16 protein-coding genes are annotated in these 20,204 nt (G+C 37.6%); 4 read left to right on the top strand and 12 right to left on the bottom strand.

All coding sequences use genetic code 11. From position 1 onward, the window contains the following. Positions 1 to 121: 121 nt before the first annotated feature. On the bottom strand, positions 122 to 916 hold the full coding sequence (locus MHH70_RS14055; RefSeq protein WP_107943467.1) for a helix-turn-helix transcriptional regulator: 795 nt from the start codon (positions 914 to 916) through the stop codon (positions 122 to 124). Between the two features lie 1,092 nt (positions 917 to 2,008). Here MHH70_RS14055 and MHH70_RS14050 point away from each other — a divergent pair. From MHH70_RS14050 to MHH70_RS14040, 3 genes are all read left to right on the top strand, one after another. Then, a complete protein-coding gene (locus tag MHH70_RS14050; protein WP_066169137.1) occupies positions 2,009 to 2,659 on the top strand; it encodes a LytTR family DNA-binding domain-containing protein in 651 nt (216 codons plus the stop codon). Between the two features lie 675 nt (positions 2,660 to 3,334). Beyond that, a complete protein-coding gene (locus tag MHH70_RS14045) occupies positions 3,335 to 4,858 on the top strand; it encodes a succinate CoA transferase (RefSeq protein ID WP_066169138.1) in 1,524 nt (507 codons plus the stop codon). Positions 4,859 to 5,085: 227 nt separating this feature from the next. Beyond that, entirely contained in the window at positions 5,086 to 6,231 is a 1,146-nt protein-coding gene (locus tag MHH70_RS14040; protein ID WP_107943343.1) for an MFS transporter, read from the top strand. A gap of 502 nt (positions 6,232 to 6,733) precedes the next feature. Here MHH70_RS14040 and MHH70_RS14035 read toward each other — a convergent pair. The 5 genes from MHH70_RS14035 to mntR all read right to left on the bottom strand — a co-directional run bounded on the left by MHH70_RS14035 (position 6,734) and on the right by mntR (position 10,276). After that, a complete protein-coding gene (locus MHH70_RS14035; RefSeq protein WP_066169143.1) occupies positions 6,734 to 7,045 on the bottom strand; it encodes a hypothetical protein in 312 nt (103 codons plus the stop codon). A gap of 434 nt (positions 7,046 to 7,479) precedes the next feature. Continuing rightward, the gene (locus MHH70_RS14030) at positions 7,480 to 7,758 is read right to left on the bottom strand and encodes a GNAT family N-acetyltransferase (RefSeq protein WP_235616067.1); all 279 of its coding nucleotides are present in this window, start codon (positions 7,756 to 7,758) and stop codon (positions 7,480 to 7,482) included. Positions 7,759 to 7,955: 197 nt separating this feature from the next. Further along, a complete protein-coding gene (locus MHH70_RS14025; protein ID WP_066169147.1) occupies positions 7,956 to 8,858 on the bottom strand; it encodes a DUF1002 domain-containing protein in 903 nt (300 codons plus the stop codon). A gap of 119 nt (positions 8,859 to 8,977) precedes the next feature. Further along, positions 8,978 to 9,832, bottom strand: a complete 855-nt coding sequence (locus MHH70_RS14020; protein WP_342471789.1) for a S1-like domain-containing RNA-binding protein — start codon at positions 9,830 to 9,832, stop codon at positions 8,978 to 8,980. A 24-nt stretch (positions 9,833 to 9,856) separates the two neighbouring features. Further along, entirely contained in the window at positions 9,857 to 10,276 is a 420-nt protein-coding gene (gene mntR, locus MHH70_RS14015; RefSeq protein WP_066169152.1) for a transcriptional regulator MntR, read from the bottom strand. A gap of 452 nt (positions 10,277 to 10,728) precedes the next feature. On the opposite strand from mntR, the gene MHH70_RS14010 reads away from it, so the two are divergent. Then, positions 10,729 to 11,517 carry a hypothetical protein gene (locus MHH70_RS14010; protein ID WP_342471788.1) on the top strand — a complete coding sequence of 263 codons (789 nt, stop codon included), beginning with the start codon at positions 10,729 to 10,731 and terminating at the stop codon, positions 11,515 to 11,517. A gap of 31 nt (positions 11,518 to 11,548) precedes the next feature. Here MHH70_RS14010 and MHH70_RS14005 read toward each other — a convergent pair whose 3' ends face one another. The 6 genes from MHH70_RS14005 to murB form a co-directional block, all read right to left on the bottom strand. Continuing rightward, positions 11,549 to 11,833, bottom strand: a complete 285-nt coding sequence (locus MHH70_RS14005) for a late competence development ComFB family protein (protein WP_066169156.1) — start codon at positions 11,831 to 11,833, stop codon at positions 11,549 to 11,551. A 515-nt stretch (positions 11,834 to 12,348) separates the two neighbouring features. Beyond that, positions 12,349 to 14,442, bottom strand: coding sequence for a heavy metal translocating P-type ATPase (locus MHH70_RS14000; protein ID WP_342471787.1), 2,094 nt, complete (start codon positions 14,440 to 14,442; stop codon positions 12,349 to 12,351). A gap of 1 nt (position 14,443) precedes the next feature. After that, positions 14,444 to 14,791: a metalloregulator ArsR/SmtB family transcription factor gene (locus MHH70_RS13995; RefSeq protein ID WP_066169160.1), complete on the bottom strand. Its 348-nt coding sequence runs from the start codon at positions 14,789 to 14,791 to the stop codon at positions 14,444 to 14,446. Positions 14,792 to 15,746: 955 nt separating this feature from the next. Further along, complete coding sequence (locus tag MHH70_RS13990; protein WP_342471786.1) at positions 15,747 to 18,164, bottom strand: penicillin acylase family protein; 2,418 nt, start codon at positions 18,162 to 18,164, stop codon at positions 15,747 to 15,749. A 16-nt stretch (positions 18,165 to 18,180) separates the two neighbouring features. Continuing rightward, the gene (locus tag MHH70_RS13985) at positions 18,181 to 18,945 is read right to left on the bottom strand and encodes an exodeoxyribonuclease III (RefSeq protein ID WP_342471785.1); all 765 of its coding nucleotides are present in this window, start codon (positions 18,943 to 18,945) and stop codon (positions 18,181 to 18,183) included. Between the two features lie 263 nt (positions 18,946 to 19,208). After that, positions 19,209 to 20,123: a UDP-N-acetylmuramate dehydrogenase gene (gene murB / locus MHH70_RS13980; RefSeq protein ID WP_107943350.1), complete on the bottom strand. Its 915-nt coding sequence runs from the start codon at positions 20,121 to 20,123 to the stop codon at positions 19,209 to 19,211. Positions 20,124 to 20,204 lie beyond the last annotated feature (81 nt).

Raw genomic sequence — 20,204 nt, 5'->3', positions numbered from 1 at the left:
GTTATTCAGTCGTTACCATAGGTGGTGGTGTTAGACAAAAATTCCCTCTGTCATTTGATTAATCAAAATAAATAGAGCTGCTGAGATATATTTGCAATCCCAACAGCCACTTTTAAAAATATTAAACATTTTCTATCTTTTTATCAACCATTTCAAAGCGGTAAAAATTGTGATGCTGCTCATCTCGGAAATGCTTCGGCGTAACGCCAGTATATTTTTTAAAAATACGCGTAAAATAGCTTTGATTACAAAAATGGAATTGATTTGAAATGGAAGTAATGCTTTTATTCGTATGCCTCAAATAATACTGTGATTCTTCAACGCGACGGACGTTTAAATACTCAACCAATGTAATGCCAACATGTTCTCGGAAAATACGTGATAAATGACTTGTACTAATATGAAAGTTATTTGCAATATTTTCCACGGTTAAATCTGTTTCTAATTCATCATTTATATACATAATAACTTTATTAACAGTTTGATGGCTAAATGTCGGCTGCTTACGGTCCGCAATGAAATACACATAAAATTCTATTAAATCATCCGCGAACTGTAAAAATTCAGCATCCTTCATTTTATTTTCAATCATGTCAGCACAAGCTAAATTAAATGCAAATGCCTTTTTAGGAGGTACTTGATTATCGAGTAGCTTGCGTGCAACAATTGATGATAAAACCACAAAATAGTGGCGTACCGCTTTAATCATTTGTTTGCCGAAACGAATAGATAAAATATCAATTAATGCACGTAACGATTCTTTCGCCTTTGTCTCTTCTAAATGGTAAATTTCAAATAATAATCTCGACTCTATAGCAAAAAAATCTTCCACACCATCGTATTGATTAATATTATCAATTTCCTGAAAATAACGTTTAGATATTGTTCCTGCTATCGATTGTTGTGGTTGCATAATATATCCCATCTTTCCTAAAAAATACTCTCATACCTTCCTAGATTCTTAGTTGTTTAACAAGATGTATATTTTTGTCATAATCAATTACGCCTTTATTATGTAGTTGCGTCCAGATGCTTTCAAGCTGTTTCATGGTAGTTAACCTAAAACCATCATGTCATGTGACAACTGTTAACTACCCTGCATGGCACAGGCTTCCCTTCAAAATCTGTGACATCTAGGCCAACCCAATGTTGGTCACTAAATCGTTATTTTAGTATGCCATGTTCTCAGAGTCCCTATGATTCAGCAGATGTTTGGACATTAGCTGAAATGAGTCAAATAAAGGCATTCATCTCGCTACCTACAGAGGTGGGAGATTTCTGTACCTGTCGCTACGCTTTCGGTACAAAAAATATTGCTGAAAGACGTTAAAACCATTACTCAGAAACTATATTTTCGCTAAATCATTAGATATTTTTTAGTAACTACAGTGAATATTACCATAATTTATGTTTTTTTATCAACCAATATTTTTTATTTCATTAGTTGATTTTTACTATTGTTTAAAAAGCTAAATTGCTATTCCCTTTATTTTACTAAAGCACTATTTTCATTTAGAACAAAAGCTAAAAGTCTTTAGCGAAAATATGAGTAAAGTCGAGACCCCAATCTACAATTAGATTTCTTTTAGCCCACGACGTCATTCATTATTATAGTAAACTTGACTCAACAACATCTAAACAAAACTTAAAGCTATATAAATATAAAAGAAGAAACAACATAGATTTCCATTTTAAACCTAATGTAGAAAAATTAATCTATAAAATAATTTATTCAAATCCAATATAAAATAGGATGATTCTCCATTCATCCATATCATACAGTAGATTTTCATTGTAAACAGATTATTTTCACAGCTATAGCTTGCAAGAATAATTAAGCATACTGTAAATAAATCGTTTAAAATATCGAATTTTCCGAAAACTTTAGCGTCTTTGTAGGAAAAAGCATGTAATCACTACATTATTCTCAAATCTGCTATAGCATAAATGTGAACAAATATAGTAAAATAGAGGATAAAGACTTTATTTATAAAAGAGGTGTCGTATCATGGATCCAAAACAAGTGGAAGAAATTATGGAAATTATTAAAGAATTTTTCCCTGAGGATACATCAATTGCAATTTCAAATACGGATGAATATTTATATTATCAACCCAGCAAAAGAGTTGACTTAAAAATTAAACCTGGCGATCCGGTAAAAAAGGGTTCCGCGGCATTTCAAGCTCTTACTTATGGGCAAAAAGTAAGCACCTATATAGAACCTGAGGTATTTGGAGTACCCTATTTCGGGATGAGCATTCCTTTAATGGAAGAAGGTGAAATGAAAGGCGCAATAACAGCCGTCTTCCCTCAAAAGCCGTCACCGTTTTTAACAAACTACATTACAATTAAAATAGACGACTGCTGGTACCCAATTAAACACAACCAAGTCATCTATTTAGAAACACAGCTACGTAAAACATATGTTAAAACAATGAATCGCGCAGGCTATCATCGCTTGAACTTAAGCGATTTGGAGCTATTTTTAGCGCCTGACTCTTTCATTCGTTGCCACAGGTCATACATCGTAAACATTGATTTTATTGATGAAATTCAACCAGACTCTCACTCAACGTTTTTACTTATTATGAAGGATGGGACACGTATCCCTGTAAGCCAGCGTTACGCAAGCTACTTCCGTCGCTCACTCGGCTTTTAAATAATTACGGACGCGGAATTGCCGCCAGAGGCTTAGACCAACATGATGTTGGTCACTCAGTCGTTATCTTAGTATGCATTATTCTTAGACTGAGTTCCTCTTTAATAGCGAGTGGGTGGACACCCGCTGAAATAGGTTTAATGCATATGACCTATAGGGGTTGAGACTTCTATATCTTTTACCTGTCGCTACGCTATCAATACAAAAAACATGTGCTTAAAGAAGCTAACATCAGTATTCGGTTATATTTACATACCGCTACAAAATCTCTAATATATCGCAAATTCTCTTTTTTTCTCGCTTAAACATTTTTTAAGCACTTTCATGTACAAGGTGAAGAATTTGTGACAATTTAGTGATAATATGTGGTGGTATGTATTTTAATAACTGTTTTTAAAAAACAGAAAATTCAAATTTCTTTTTAATTATGTCTTAGCCAAATCTGTCCAGATTGTTTCAAGCTTCATTATCACTTCTGCGATATCGGTCTAAGGCTTAGACTAACACCTATGTTGGTCATTCAGTCATTGCCACTAGATGTGGCTAAGTTCCTCTCAGCAAGTGTTGGAGCACTCGCTGAATTAGGTAAACGAAGCATTTTCTCTCTATCTTATATAGTAGAGAGAATCTTATGCGCTAGTCCAAATAAACTTTTTTTGCGAAGGAGGATTTTCAATGGATTCAAGAATTGAAAAACGCTTAGGGGTAAAAGAATTAGCTAATAAAATTGTTTCTGCTGCTGAAGCTGCTGCTCTTATTCAAGACGGCACTGTAGTAGGTATGAGTGGGTTTACACGTGCTGGTGACGCAAAAGTTGTACCAGAGGCCCTTGCAGAACGCGCAAAAAGCGAGCCATTAAAAATTGACGTTTACACAGGAGCATCGCTTGGTCCAGAGGTTGACAATCATTTGGCAACTGTTGGTGCAATTCGCAAGCGTGGACCATTCATTGCAGATGCAGGTATTCGTAACTTAATTAACTCAGGTCAAGTAACTTATGTGGATGCACACCTTTCTCATAATGCTGAATTAGTACGTCAAGGAATTATTGGACCAATTAAGCACTTAATTATTGAGGCTGTTGCCATCACAGAAGATGGCTTAATCATTCCAACAAACTCAGTTGGAAACTCGCCTATTTTTGCACAATATGCAGAAAATATTATTGTAGAGTTAAATATTTCTCATCCAGAATCATTAGTAGGTATTCATGATATTTATATCCCTGGTGAGCAAGGTGCTCGTGAGCCAATTCCAATGACAAATATTCAGCAACGCATTGGTGAAATCGGTATTCGCGTGCCACTTGAAAAAATTCAAGCAATTGTTATTTCTGAAGAGCCAGACGCGCCTTCATTAATCGTACCGCCAGATGAAGAAACAGAAACAATGGCAAATATTTTATTAGACTTCTTCCGTTCTGAAATTAAAGCAGGTCGCTTAACAAATAGCTTAATGCCTTTACAATCAGGTGTAGGTTCTGTTGCAAACGCTGTATTAGAAGGCTTTGCTGATTCAGAGTTTGAAGATTTAGTAGTTGCTTCTGAAGTATTACAGGATGCTGTATTCAACTTAATTGATGCAGGTAAAGTTAAATTTGCTGCTGCAACATCGATTACACTTACTGAAGAATTACAGAAAAAAGTGTATGGCAACCTAGAAAAATATGCTGATAAAGTAGTATTACGTTCACAAGAAATTTCGAACCACCCAGAGCTTATCCGCCGCTTAGGCTTAATCTCTATTAACACAGCGCTTGAGTTGGACATTTATGGTAATGTAAACTCTACTCACGTTTCAGGTACAAAAATGATGAACGGTATCGGTGGCTCAGGTGACTTCGCTCGTAACGCTCGTCTAGGTATTTTCGTAACAAAATCATACGCAAAAGGCGGCGCAATTTCTTCTATCGTACCAATGGTTTCTCACGTAGACCATACAGAGCACGATGTAGACGTAATCGTTACAGAGCAAGGTATTGCTGACCTACGTGGCTTAGCACCGAAAGAGCGTGCACAATTAATTATTGAAAACTGTGTACATCCAGACTTCAAAGAGCAATTACGCGATTACTATAACCGCGCTGTTGAAGCTACTGGTAACCACCAAACACCACATATTTTAGAAGAAGCTCTTTCTTGGCACGTAAATCTTGCTAAAAACAAAACAATGAAACAAGAAGTACCTGCTCAAGCTTAAAAACCAATTACTCATGAGTATAATTGCGGCTAGGTTTTGATTCAGCGGGTGCTTATACACTCACTGAATCAAGACCAAATAAGCATTAATCTCACCATTTGTAGCTGTGGAAGTTTACTGCTGAATCAAAATAAAAAGACAAAATCTGTTCAATCAGATTTTGTCTTTTTTTATTGAAAAAATGATATAATTAATTATTGAGAAATATTATCAAATGGAGGCTTACTATGCGTTTCTTTATATATGCTATAATTTTCTTCTCATTTTTCGATTTATTTACACAGCTACCTGTGATGAGTACCTTTGCAGAATCTGTTGGTGCTACACCATTTATAGCAGGACTTGCTGTAGGTATGTATTCATTTTCTAATACATTCGGCAATATTTTATCAGGTTTTTGGACAGATAAAAAAGGACCGTTCCATGTTCTTGTGATTGGTTTATTGCTAACAGGGGGCTCCCTTTTATTATATAGACTGGTTGAGGAACCTATACTTCTATTAGCGATTCGTTTTGTTCATGGTCTAGTAGCTGGGTTTATTGTTCCTGCAGCCTTTACTTATTTAGCAAATGCTACAGAGCAAACAAAACGCGGGAAAAGCAGCGCAATTTCTGGAGCGTTTGTCGGGATTGCTGCAATTGTAGGACCCGCGTTTAGCGGCATTATGGCGAGCCGCCAAAGCGTACCGTTTGTTTTTGGCATTACGGCTACTTTCATGCTTATTTTAGGAATTTTAACGCTTGTTATATTGCGTAATACAAAGATTACTAAATCAAGCAAACAGGAGCGAATGATTCCTGTAAGCACATTTTTCCGCAACAGCGGAACCTTAAAAGCATTCACAGGTGCATTCTTCCTGATGTTTTCCCAAGGTGTTATTGCATATCAATTGCCTTTACATGTGCAATCACTAGGCTTTGACTCACGTATGAGTGGGATGCTGATGAGCACCTTTGGCATTGTAGCAGTACTCGTTTTTGTTTTACCGACAAACCGCATTTTTGATAAAGTGGCCCCTAGCTATACATTGGCAATTGGCATTGGTTTAATGGGCGTTAGCCAACTTATTTTAAGCCAATCAAATAACAGCGGCATGTTATACGCCGCACTTGCTTGCTATGGTATCGGATTCGGTCTATTATTCCCATCGATTAACTCTTTGTTAATCGACTCTACATCTTCTGAGGTACGAGGGAAAGCATATGGCTATTTCTATGCATTCTTCTCATTTGGTGTAGTTATCGGTTCATCTTTACTGGGATTACTTGCATTAAACCATACACAAGGCTTTATTTTAACGGGGATTATTTTATTAATTTTCGCTGGTGTAAGCTTAATTAACTTTAGCAAGGTAAAACAAGCTGCGCATTAAGATTGACTACTAGCTAATAAAACCATAAATTAGCTGTATAAGAAAGCTGAACATCTCCTTAGCACAGTGAAAAATTAACGTTATGCTATTTTATCCCGCATTAACGGATAGTAAGACTTCCGCTTCTAAGACTTAAGTAAAAATGCGCTAAGGGTAAGTGGGGGATGGGGGAAACCTCCACTGATTGAAGTTTCACTTTATTTTAAATTCAAAAAAAGTTGCTAAACCCAATGATATCCCATTTCCAAAGAAATTCTTTTCTATTTTATCCAGTGATTCCTTTGATGAAGCATCATCGAAAGCGTCTCAAAGGCAGGCAATGCGCTGCTTTTGGGACGCTCCTCTTCGATAAAAAATCTAGCCTTACAACTTCTAAAAGAATATGGATATCTTCCTAATTGGTTGTTATTCCAATAAAAAAGTAAAGGTTGTTTGAAAGCGGCGTGCCTGCCTTCAAACAACCTTCTCCCTTTTATTCGAATATTATATTTCAATTTTTGCATTATGTTAATTCTTCTTGGTCATTTTCATTGTAGTATTGCACCGCTGTTTGTGCTCCTTCCGCAATCATATTATTTTCGCGAATTTCTGTCGTATTTGCGCTACCAGCGGTTTCAGCCAAATCTTGTAGCGGTGTTTCTTCCTCCATTGATGCTCCATTTCCTTTCATTCCATCCATCATTTCAGTCGCTTTAGCTTTAGCATCCTGAATATAGCCCATTAGCTTGTCTCTATTTTCCTTTTTACTTAAATAACTTGCTGCTCCTGCTACTAATCCTGCAATAACAACGCCTTTTCCTTTTAGTTTTGCCATTATGATTCCCTCCACTGTTCTTATTGTTATATGGAAGTTATACCCTACCGATTTATAGTTTAAACATTCTATCAGGCAGCTCACTCTAAAACAAGTTAGATAGCGTCTATTTTAGTATATTTTTATGAAGAATGTTTCTATTTCTTTAATTTAGGGTATAAAAATAATATCAATGGAAAGGGGCGATGAAAAATGTTTAAATTTCAAGACATACAGTTTGGCGGACAAGAAGTATTATCAATACTAGGAGCTGCAGGCGTGTTAACATCGCTCGTGTACTTCTTTGTATTTTAATACGAATATTTAGACATTTTAAAGTTGAAAGAAAGGGCTTTAAAAGCAATGTTTGCAATCTTTAAAATTTATATTTCAATAAAAAAGCAAAGAGGTTATCCGAAAAGGCGTATTAGCCAGTTCTCGGATAACCCTTTATTTTATGCCTTCACATCGTTATATGCATCACTTTTCTCGAAAGAAGCGACTACATAGGAGCAAATTGCATGCATTTTCAAATTATTTTCGCGTGCGTAGTCTGCTGCTTTATCTAACAGCTTTTTTGCTACCCCTTGTCCGCGCAATTGGTCTGACACGTATGTGTGATCCATATGCATCACACCGTCTCTCTCAGACCATGTAATCTCAGCTAAACGCTCGCCATTCTGCTCATATTCATAAGCTAAATGTCCATTATGATTGACTAAAGTAAATTCCACTATATCCATCCCCTTCAAATTATATTAATTACGCCTCGGCTAACTCTAGTCCAGACTTTTTAGAGCTTTCCCCTTCGAAATCTGTGACCTCTGCCTGAGCTGGGTTCAACATAATGTTGGTCACCCAATCGTCTGCACAGGTGTTACAGTGTTTTAGACTGTCATCCTCTGATTCAGCAGGTATCCCCACACACAAGTTATTTAAACCACGAAGAAATAGTTTCTATTAATTTATTAAAAAAGTTTTTTACACCATTCCAAAAACCTTCGTCTTGAAGAATAGGTGCAAACTTTTCTTCAATTGTTTTACTTAAATCAGATAACTGTGATGATAGCTTTGAAAAATCAATATCAAGCGAGCGAATACGATCCATTAAATCAATTAATAATTGACGGTCTTGCTCGCTCAAATTAATTTGCAATCGCGATAATTGCTCTTCTACAATTTGTTGAACTTCTTCACGAGATACAGGCTTTTGCTCTGCAATTACTTTTTTAATTTCCGTTAAAAGTTCTGCAACTTTCTCATCAGAAATACCAGCGCTATCCGCAATCGATGTCGCAATATTTAACTCCTCATTTGCTACATCTGTGCGCTCAATATCAAGCTTCTCGCCTGTTTTCACTTCGTATGCCTTATAAATACCTACTAAAGCTGAATGACCTGTCACTGGCTTCGGTGCTGCTATTTCTACAATTGCATCCTCGATTCCAGCTGTTACCATTGCATTGGCATAAATTTCAGCTGTTACTTCGGTAATATTTTCCGGTGTTAAAATACTAATAACTAGTCCTTTGCCCTCTTCTTGTCGCGTAATCTTTGCCGAAGAATACATGCGAGAGCTAGCATTACTATTTTTAATATATTGTACTAAATCGTCACCAGATACAGTCACTTCATCAATTTCAGATTCTTCATTGACGCGAAATGCCGTTTTCATTATTTCTTTTTCCGCATCTGAAAGATTTGCACCGTATACAACAATTGGTACACCAAGTTTTTCATTTATTGGCTTTTGTGTTGTGGCGCTAGCAAGCGGCGCAAATACCGCTAAAGCTAACACTGTTATAACAAGCTTTATTATCCATTTTTGCTTCATATTTTTACTCCCCTCAAACACTTCACTATCTATTGTCGGTAATTCGTATTATCATACGTCTTTCCCTTGTCTATTAGTACGTGTTTAAAAGTAAAAGGTTGCAGGAAGCCTTGTAGTGCTTATAGAAGCTCTGTCCAGCCATCCTGTTGTTTAATTTTTCCCGCCTTCATTAATGAGCCTAGTGCTCGTTTAAAAGCGCCCTTACTCATCTCAAACATTTCCTGAATTTCCTCTGGTGTCGATTTATCACCAAATGGCATTTTGCCACCAACACTTTCTAAATAAGCGTAAATTTTCTCTGCATCATCACCTAAGCGCTCATGCTTACGAGGAAGTAACGAGCCATTAAGTGAGCCGTCTTCCTTTACATCAATCACGCGCACTTGTATGTCTTGTCCTAAGCGTGGCTCCGCCTTCATTTCTGATGAATGAACAAAAATGCGGTATGGCGTATCAATCCCAATTAAAAACGACCCTACAGGCAATAAGCGATACGGGCGTGCTATAATGTTTTTATTATACATTTCATCAAAAGCACCCTCATAAAGTTCATTCACTTTTTCCTCGGTTGCTAAGCGACCAAATAAATCACCGTTGCGGTCTGTGCGAAGCGTCATAAATAAATGGTCACCGGGCTGCGGCCAAAGCTCTTGTAATGCAGGTAAATCCTCCGCTTTAACAATTACTTCACGTGATGTTCCAATATCAACAACTGCACCTTCACGAGTTACTTTTAAGACACGTGCCCAATTGTACTGTCCTTCTAAAATTGTTGGTAAAGCTGTTGTTGCTTGCAACTCTCCTCGGCGGTCTGCATATAAAAATACGGTAATGCGCTCCCCTGCAGCGACTGTCTCCGCCACTTCCGACATATTTAACGGAATTTCTGCATCACCGTTTGTTAATACATAGCGAGAGCCTTGTTGTTCCAATACAGTTAATTCTACAACTTGCCCTGAGCGTAATTCATTCATCTTTCGCAAATTCCTTTCTGCGTCTTATATATTTTGCTGTGCCTTCATTGCATCTAGCTTTGCTACAAAGTCCTTCTCTTCTTCCATTAGTTGTACCAAATCTGCAATTCGGTCAATTGCATTCCAGCTTAAATGGTGTTCGATTCCTTCAACGTCCTCATAGATACGCTCCTCGTCTACACCAATAATACGTAAAAATTCCTCTAGTAAATCATGCCTTTGTACAAGTCGTTTACCTAATTTTTCCCCTTTTGGTGTAAGTGTTAAACCTCTATATTTTTCGTATACTAAGTAGCCGTCTTTATCTAACTTCTGAACCATTTTTGTAACAGACGAAGGTAGAACAGATAATGCTTCTGCGATGTCGGACACTCGTGCATACCCTTTATTGTCAATTAATAAATAAATTTGCTCGATATGATCCTCCATACTTGGTGTTGGCATATCCGATAACCCCTCTCTTTCATATCAATTAGCCCCTGGTTAACTCTAGTCCAGTTTTTTGGAGCTATTTAACCTGTATTACGCAGGCCTCTCTTCAAAATCTGTGACATCTTCCAGAATCTTAACTTGAATCAGCAGAAATTTAAGACTTCCTCTAATTTAATAGCTTTTCTTACATTTTTCCCAGCACTTATAGATGCAGGTAGACTTTTGCTGATTTTAGTTAACTATCTTCAGTTTACTACATATTCAGGCGAAAAGTTAACTGAAAACGGTGATGTTCTAGAGGGCTATTGAAAAAGTAGATATTTGCATGCTTTTTCTAATAATCACAGACGCTTTTATTGAGTATTTTCTACAAATGGTTTCTTTTTTAGACGGATTTGAGAAAAGAAGTTACTTATAGTATTGTTTCTGTATTAGTATTTTCAAACCAAAATAGGGAGATATAAATGAGCGTAAAAATAAAATACCAATGGCGCATCACAAAATATAATCCAATCCACCGAAACGAGCATGGATATTACACAATAGGCTCTGAATGGACTAGCTCTTCAGATATTGGGAAAAATATGTATGATGGACTACTAACATTGGAAAATTACATCAAGGTTGAAACTGCCTATATTGATACAATTATAAGGTTTTTAGAGGCGAACAACATAAAGTCGATCTGGATTCCTACAGTAACTTATATTGATATCAATAGAGAATCCACCTTGTATGACAAAGAATTTGACAAGCTTCACTTACAGGATGACCAAGAAGTTTCTATAGCGCACGTTCGTCTAATTGCTAAAATGGTGCTACGAGAATTCATTCATTGTAATTTTATAACAAGGAACTTCTTTGTCCATTTTGGCTACGATTACTATTTATACATCGGCTCAAATAGCTACTACGATGAACCATTGAGATTCACTGAAGCACAAAATTTATTTGTAGAGGAAATGATTTCACCTTATTATACAGAAGAGAGAGATATGGTAAGGTCTGTGATTTGGACCAATATCGAAGATGATGTGGTCATTGGACAAGAAATATTACGAAATATTTCATTAAAGGAATACCAGAAAACATTGCGTCTTTCAACACTTCATCCTGTAACAGGTTCCTTTTCAATAACAAAAGATAATTTTGAGTTCTTCCAGAGCAAAATGCATCATCAAATGGATTTTACTAAGTATAACTATTATTTAGATTCAGAGTATTCACCTAATTGTAAAACAGCCCTCAATTAGCATATTGGCTAATTGAAGGCTGTTTTTGTAATCATTTGTTGTGATTAAAATCTTGTCCAACTTCATAAATCGCACGGATAATTTCTTTATTAATCGTCTCAATATTTTGTGGTGTGTTTAATACGTTGAACGCTTCAGCTCTTGCTACGTTTGATGTAACATAGTGCGGTGGTAAATTATTTAATGCTTCGGCAACAATATTCATTTCACATCGTTCACAATGACAAAACGTTTGATACTCTACTCCATAAAGCAAAAATCGAACGAGTCCACGGACAATTTCTTCAGTAACATTCATTAAAAATGGTTGTGTCATTTACATCGCCTCAATCGCTCATGTACTATGAAGCTCCCAAAAGTTTTGTGCTAGTACATCTTTAAATCTGTCCCCTTATCATATAACATCATATATTATGTTGCAAATAACCTGTTCGCTACTATAAAAATAAAAATTCAATCTGTAAAATAATGAGAGGTCTTTCTATAACCTAGTTTCATATCACTTTCATTTCACCTATCCATTGCTATATAAACGAATTTTTAGTATTTTAGAAAAATAATACTTACAATTAAGTAAAATACATTAAAATAAAAAGTGCATGAAATCAAAAATTTCCAAATTAATTTCATGCATTTTATTAGTTATGGGAGTCATCTCAAAAATCAAACTTCTCTACAGCACAGTAAAAAATTAGCTTTACGCTTATTTTAAATTCAAAAGAAACCGCTAAGCTCAGTGTTTTATCCCATTTCCAAAAAAGCTTTCCTAGATGAAACACCCCCGAAAGCGTCCTAAAAGCTGGTAATACACTGCTTTTAGGACGCCCCTGCCTACTGTTTATTCAGTAAACGTAGTGAGTTTAATACGACAAGCAATGTCGCACCCATATCTGCAAAAATCGCAATCCATAGTGTGAGCCAGCCCGGAATGACTAGCAATAAGGCAATTAGTTTTAGTAATAAAGCGAAAGCAATATTTTGTTTAATGATTGACAATGCTTTTTTACTTAAGCGCATCGTATACGGAAGCTTTGTTAAATCGTCGCCCATTAGCACGATATCGGCTGTTTCTAATGCTGCGTCTGTACCCGCACCACCCATTGCAATACCGACAGATGCTGTTGCAAGGGCAGGCGCGTCGTTAACGCCATCACCTACCATTGCAACCTTGCCATATTGTCCTTGTAATTCCTTAATCGCTTGCAGTTTATGCTCCGGCAGCAAGCCTGCTCGCACATCTGTAATGCCAAGATTCTTTGCGATTGTCTGTGCAGTTAATGGTGCATCGCCCGTTAACATTACACTATGCTCAAGCTGTGAAACAACCTCTTTACTTTCCTGACGCAGTTGGTCAGCAATTGCTAATATACCGATACATTCACCATCGCGTGCTGCAACAATAACAGATTGCCCTTCAGCCGCGAAATCTGCAATTTGCTCTGTTAGCTCTTCATTAATAGATGCGAGTGAACCAATCCAATTGACACTGCCTACTGCAATCTTATGCCCTTCCACCGTTGCATAAGCGCCTTTTCCAGTGACCGATTGGAAATCTGTAGCATTCGCTATTTCCACATGTAGTGCAGCAGCTTTTTTCAACACTGCCTGTGCCAATGGATGCTGAGATTTTTTTTCCACAGCACCAACTAGAGCTAATAATTCCTCCTTTGGAATTATCGTCGTGATAATTTGTGTTACTTCTGGTGTACCTTTCGTTAATGTGCCTGTTTTGTCGAAGGCAACTGCATTAATATGCCCTAACTCCTCTAGGTAAACACCACCTTTAATCAATACCCCATGTCTTGCGGCATTCCCAATCGCTGTAACAATTGCGACGGGTGTTGAGACAACTAATGCGCACGGACAGCCAACGACAAGCACCGCTAAGCCTTGATAAATCCATTCTAGCCAATTGCCTGTAATAAGCGATGGAATAATTGCGACAAGTATCGCCACAACGATAATCGCTGGTGTATAGTATTTCGCAAAACGGTCAACAAATTTTTGAGATGGTGCTTTTTCCGCCTGCGCTTCTTCTACTAAATGAATAATTTTTGCAATCGTTGTATCATGTACAAGCTTCGTTACTTTTACTTCAAGCGCACCTTCTTCATTCAATGTGCCTGCGAATACCTCGTCATTTAGTGTTTTATGAACGGGAATCGACTCACCTGTAATGGACGCTTGATTGACAGCAGATGTACCACTTATAACAATGCCATCCATTGCAATTTTTTGCCCCGGCTTAACGATAAGAATATCTCCAATTTGAACATCCTCTGTCGGAACCTCTATCTCATGCATATGGTCGCCATGTGTGCGCTTAATCAACGCAATAGGTGGTGCAATATCCATTAATGTTTCGATAGATTGACGTGCCTTATTCATCGAATACGCCTCTAACGCTTCACTTACAGCGAATAAAAAGACAACAACTGCCGCCTCCTGCCACTCCCCAATAATAGCCGCACCAATAATTGCAATTGTCATTAATGTTTTCATATCGAATTCAAAACGTAGTAAATTTTTAAAGCCTGTTAAAAACATCGCATGCCCACCGACAACAATTGCCCCTATATAAAGACTTACGACAAGCGCACTGTCCTCTTCGTAAAATGAGCTCATTATAACAGCTGCAAGTACAAATAATAAAGAGAGACCTGCAAAAATATTCTCCTTACGCTTATAAAAAGGAATTGTTGTTTTTTGGCGGTCATTTATTGATTTAACTTTAATGCCATCAAAGGCACCTGCCTCTTCAAGCTGCTCAACAGTCGCGTCACCAACAACTGTTAGCTTTGCTGCACCAAAGTTGAGCTGTACGTCCTCAACAGTCGTAATGTCTCGAATATTACGCTCAAATTTTGCCGCACAATTGACACAAGACAGATTTTCAAGACGATATTGTTGCTCTTTTGTAGCCATTTTATCTGTCCTCCTCCGCATGCTCATAGGCAATTTTCACAATTTGATAAACATGGTCATCCGCTAGCGAATAATACACAAGCTTTCCTTCACGATGAGATTTTGCTAAACGATTTTCCTTTAAATAGCGTAAATGATGTGAAGCTGTAGCAACGGACGAGCCAATAATCGCCGCAACATCGCACACACATAACGCTTTTTCTATTGTTAACGCATAAGCAATTTTTAATCTCGTTTCATCTGCTAGCGCTTTTAAAAACTTCGCAACATGCCCAAGCTCCGGCAACTGCCCTTGCACACGCTCCACCGTCTCTTCATTAATTTTCGTTATTTCACAAACATCCTTCATACCTTCCTCACCTCATTCAAACATCCATTTGATTGTAGTATATAATATATGCAAGAAACATTCAAATGTTTATTTGAATGTCGAGGGGGCTGTCCAAAAAGCCGTGCAGTCGCCGGCATTTTGGACAGTGGTGATGGTGTTTGAATAAAATATTAGCTTATTGAAATAGTGGAGGCTTATTTTGAAAATGAGGAAAACATGGGATTAGCAGCGATAAAAAGGATAAAATATACAATCATAAATTTCATATATAATCCATTTTACCCTTAAAAATCCATAGAAATATGTTGCAATTTTAAACGGAGGTGATAATAGTGAAAAAAAACAATAAAATATTCACTGATAATAGCTTTATTGTTCGTATCAATCTTGATGCCCATTCATACCAACGCATTTACTGATGGAGAAGAAAATCTAGATGTTTATACTGAAGCGTCTAATGATTCCATCGTCCCTTACGCAGATTTTATCTATAGTAATAAGGTCAAAAATGATATTAGATTTGCTTGAGGTGCATTTGCGCGAACATCAACGAATCATGTTGCATCATTACCAGAAACACCATTTATTAATGAAAGTGATGAACTAAACTTTACTGATACTTCTATAAAATTATTTAATGCTAATTTAACAAGTGAAGTTAGAACATCTAAACAAGGCTCGAGAATCATCATGGTCGCTGGCAATCACTTAACTAATCATGGCTATTGCCGTTTGACCTGTCACAGCGTATGCCTACAATTATCTCAACCAAATTTAAAAAAGTCCATTTCTCCGAGCATGTATATTTTATGTTTATGGAGAGCGGTTTCGCAATGGAAGTAGATATTTTAAACGCTAACAGTTTTGAGGTTCTGGAAGCGTACGATATTGAAGTCAAAGTAAATCATAGTTAGTTATTCGTACAAAAAAACGCATGAAATGTTCTCAAATCATTTCATGCGCCCTATTTATTTTATTGTGCCTTTAAAATTAAATCATAGGCTGGATCAATTTCACCATTAATATACGTGCGGTGGTAGCGACCGTATACCCAACGTGATACTTGGTTGTCATACCATTTCGATTTAAAATGTCCACTTTGACCCGGTGCTACAATATGGTCTGTGTATTTCAAATCTGCTAAATCTGCTACAAAGCGCCATGATGCACCGTGGTTAACATAGCCATTTGCATCATTCGCAGCAGCTTGCACTGTTACACGTGAACCACCAACCGCCATCGTTTCTGGGTTCACATACGAGGCGATAAAGTCAGATGCGCTTGCAAGTGGGTGTTTAAATAAGATTTTATGGTAGCTTCCCCATTGCCATTTCGCTACAGATGTGCCGTATTTCACTTGTAAATCTGCAACGGCACGCTCAAATGAGCCATATACTAATTCATCTAAACCACCTGCCTGCTCAATCCATACGCCTTCATTACCCGCATATGCATTGCGCAGCATTTCATCCATAATTTGATATTTACCCGGCATCATTTCATAAACGTCTGCAGGCATTTGGTCTTTGAAAATTGTTTCTTTAATTTCTTCAATTAAGAAATGCCAGATAAGTGGCTGTGCATCATCGCGATTATCATACAGCTCCCATTCTTCCATTAACGAGATAATATCAGCATATTTGCCCTCTGCATCATTTGCTTTAATCGTTTGTAGGAAGCCTGGTAAAAATTCAGCTGCATATAAATTTTTCTTGTCCATTTGCATCGCCTTCATTTCTGCTTTTGTAAAGCCTTCATACACTTCATCAGTTTCTTCATCAATTGTGCCGATGCTTTCTTTTACTGATTCAATCATTTCGACAATGCGCTCATAGCGATATGGCTGTGCCCAGAACTTTGTTATATGATAAGGGTATTCATCCCCAATAATTTGGTTGTTTGCCGTGGCAATATAGCCTGATTCTGGATTCACTACTGTTGGTAATTCATCATAAGGAATAAAGCCTTCCCAGCCATATTCAGAAGAATCCCCTGGTACTGGTAGTTGACCATCGCCTTTTTTGCGAATTGGAATGTCACCGTTTGCTTTGTAAGCAATTGTACCGTCCGTTGAAGCAAAGACGAAATTTTGTGCTGGTGCGCGGAAATCGTTTAATGCTGTTTCGAATTCCTCCCAGTTGGACGCTTTATTAAAGCCAATAATTGCACGCAGTTCTCTCGTTGGCTGCAATGCCGTCCATTGCATAGAGAATACGGCTGTTGGCTCCTCTTCCTTAAATACTAGTTCTGAAATAATCGGACCGTGACGAGTTTCAACAACCTCGAAATCAATTGTTTTTCCACCCTTTACTTTGATTGGCTCGTTTCTGACAATCGCATCTTCCCACTTGCCGTCATACTTGAATTGTTTAGGGTTATCAGGGTTTGGTGTCTCGATATACAAGTCTTGTACATCCGGACCAACATTCGTTACTCCCCATGCAATTTTTTCATTATGTCCTAAAATAATTCCCGGAATCCCCGCAAAAATAACACCACTCACATTTTGTTCTGGTGATTGTAAATGCATTTGATACCAGATCGATGGCGTATTTAATCCTAAATGCGGGTCATCTGCTAATAGCGGTTTACCTGATTCTGTTAACTCGCCCGATACAACCCAGTTATTGCTACCATTAAACTCATTTGGCAATAATTCTACATTGAAAGCACCTGCTACATCAACAGGATTATTTATGTTTGCTTCAATAATCGATTTCGCATCTTCTGGATAATGAATCATTAATTCTTCAACTTGCTCTTCTGTATAATTTTGCAAAGCCCAATGGCGGAATGCTAGCATATTCCAGTTTCCACCTAAATCATAAGCCATAAATTTACCGATTGTTAAAGAATCGACAGGTGTCCATGGCTCCGGCTCGTATCCTAGCAGCTTAAACTCATATGATAGCTTACTAGTGCCCTTTACTTCATCAATAAAGGCATTTACACCTTCTGCATACCATTCTAAAATTTGCTGTGCCTCAGCATCATACTCATTCCACGATTGCTCAGCCGCATGTCGTAAGCTAAATGTACGGAAAAATTTATCTGTTGATATCGCATTTTCGCCAATTACTTCCGCTAATCTACCGCTCGCTTGACGGCGTGATAAATCCATTTGAAATAGACGATCCTGTGCCTGTACATAACCTTGCGCCTTGTATAAATCAGCCTCTGATTGCGCTACGATATGTGGTACACCCATGCCATCGCGTGTCACTTTAACATCTGCTTCTAATATTGATAAATCAACTTCTCCTTCAATTTTCGGCAAGGAGTTTGCCACATACATATGTACGCCTGCTACTGCCGCACCAGCTAAAATAATTAAAATGCCAACAGTCCAAATGGCAATATTAATTATTTTTTTGCTCTTTATTTTCCCCATAAAATCCACCTCTCTATCAGATTGCGTCTACTTCTAGTTTTAATAGGATAGGACAATGATCACTCCCTAAAATTTGTGAATGAATATCCGCCTCCTGTACATGCTTCATAATGCGCTCTGACACAATAAAATAATCGATGCGCCAACCAATATTACGCTCACGTACCTTATTCATATACGACCACCATGTATAAACATCCGTACGCTCTGGATACAATGTGCGGAATGTATCACAGAAGCCTGCGTCCATTAACTCCGTCATTTTGGCACGTTCCTCTATCGTCACACCGGAGTTTCCTTGATTGGCCTTGGCATTTTTCAAATCAATATCACGATGTGCCACATTTAAGTCACCACAATAAATGACGGGTTTTTGTGCATCAAGTTGCTTCAAATAGAGCGCTAATTTTTCTTCCCATTCTATGCGGTAAGGAAGCCTTGCTAAATCACGCTGCGCATTCGGCGTATAAACATTTACCAAATAGAAGTTTTCGTATTCCAACGTAATAATACGCCCCTCTACCTCATCTTGTTCATCACCAACTCCGTAATACACATGCTGTGGTCTGTGCTTTGTAAAAATAGCAGTGCCAGAATAGCCTTTTTTCTGTGCATAATTCCAATATTGATAATACCCTTCCAGTTGTAAATCAACTTGTCCTTCTTGACATTTCGATTCTTGAATACAGAAAAAATCTGCATCCATCGCATGAAAATAATCCAAAAAGCCTTTCGTTATACATGCGCGAATACCGTTGACATTCCATGAAATAAACTTCATTTAATTACTCCTTATCAATTATGCCTCGGCTAACTCTCATCGGAATTTTAAATTGTGCAAGCACAATTTAAAATTCCCTATATCCACCAGAGGCTTTATTTTGATTCAGTGAGTGTTTGATACCCGTTGAATCAAGAGCCGAATAAGCATTCATCTCTCCACCTGTAGGGGGGGTTTCTATATTGAAGCTTCTCTTTCGATGCAGAAACATGTGCTCCTGCGGTTACTCGTCGCAAAAAACATTGCTGAGAGACGTTACAAGCTTATGCGTCTTCACCAACAATTTTTACTTCAAGCTCTAAATCAACATCGAATTTTTCCTTTACAACGCGTTGTACCATTTGAATTGTTTCGATATAATCTGTCGCCGTTGCATTGTTTTTATTAATAATAAAGCCCGCATGCTTCTGCGACACCTCTGCCCCCCCGACACCTTTTCCTTGCAAATCGCTATCTTGAATTAATTTCCCCGCAAAATGACCAGGCGGGCGCTTAAACACACTTCCTGCTGAAGGGTATTCTAAGGGCTGACGTGACTCTCTTTGATGCGTTAAATCAGCAATTTTCGCATCAATCATATGCTGTTCACCACGTTGCAATTGGAAAGTCGAGGATAAAACATAGTAGCCCTCTTTAGCAATAACACTTGTACGGTAGCCTAGCTCTAATTCATCCTTCGTCAAGACGATGCGTTCCCCGTCTTTCGTTAACACGACTGTTTCCACAATTACATCTTTAATTTCACCACCATATGCTCCAGCATTCATCGCCATCGCACCACCGATTGACCCCGGTATGCCGCAAGCAAATTCCAAACCTGTTAAGCTCTCGGCTGCCGCATATTTCGAAACATCCTTCAGTAATGCGCCTCCTTGTGCAAAAACAAGGCCTTCTGTTATTGAAATTTTATTTAATTTAGAAAAATTAATGACAATACCACGTACCCCACCATCTCGGACAACCATATTCGAGCCATTTCCAAGCATTAGTAATGGAATTTTGTGCTGGTGTGCATATTTCACAATAGCCTGCGCCTCTTGCTCGGTATTTGGCATAACGAGAATATCCGCATGACCACCTAATTTTGTCATTGTATACGTTTTTAATGATTCATTTATTTTAATATTTGAAGGATTGATGATTTGTGATAAATCATTTACCCACTGTTGTAATGTCATAAAGCAATTCCTTCCCTCTATTGATTATGCCTCTATCTAAATTATACTTTCTAAGTATCTGTTTTTATGACCTATTTGACA

The organism is Metasolibacillus sp. FSL H7-0170 (assembly GCF_038593115.1).
Lineage (GTDB): Bacteria > Bacillota > Bacilli > Bacillales_A > Planococcaceae > Metasolibacillus > Metasolibacillus fluoroglycofenilyticus.
The sequence above is the reverse complement of the archived record's forward strand: the minus strand, read 5'-3'. Positions and strand labels throughout refer to the sequence as shown.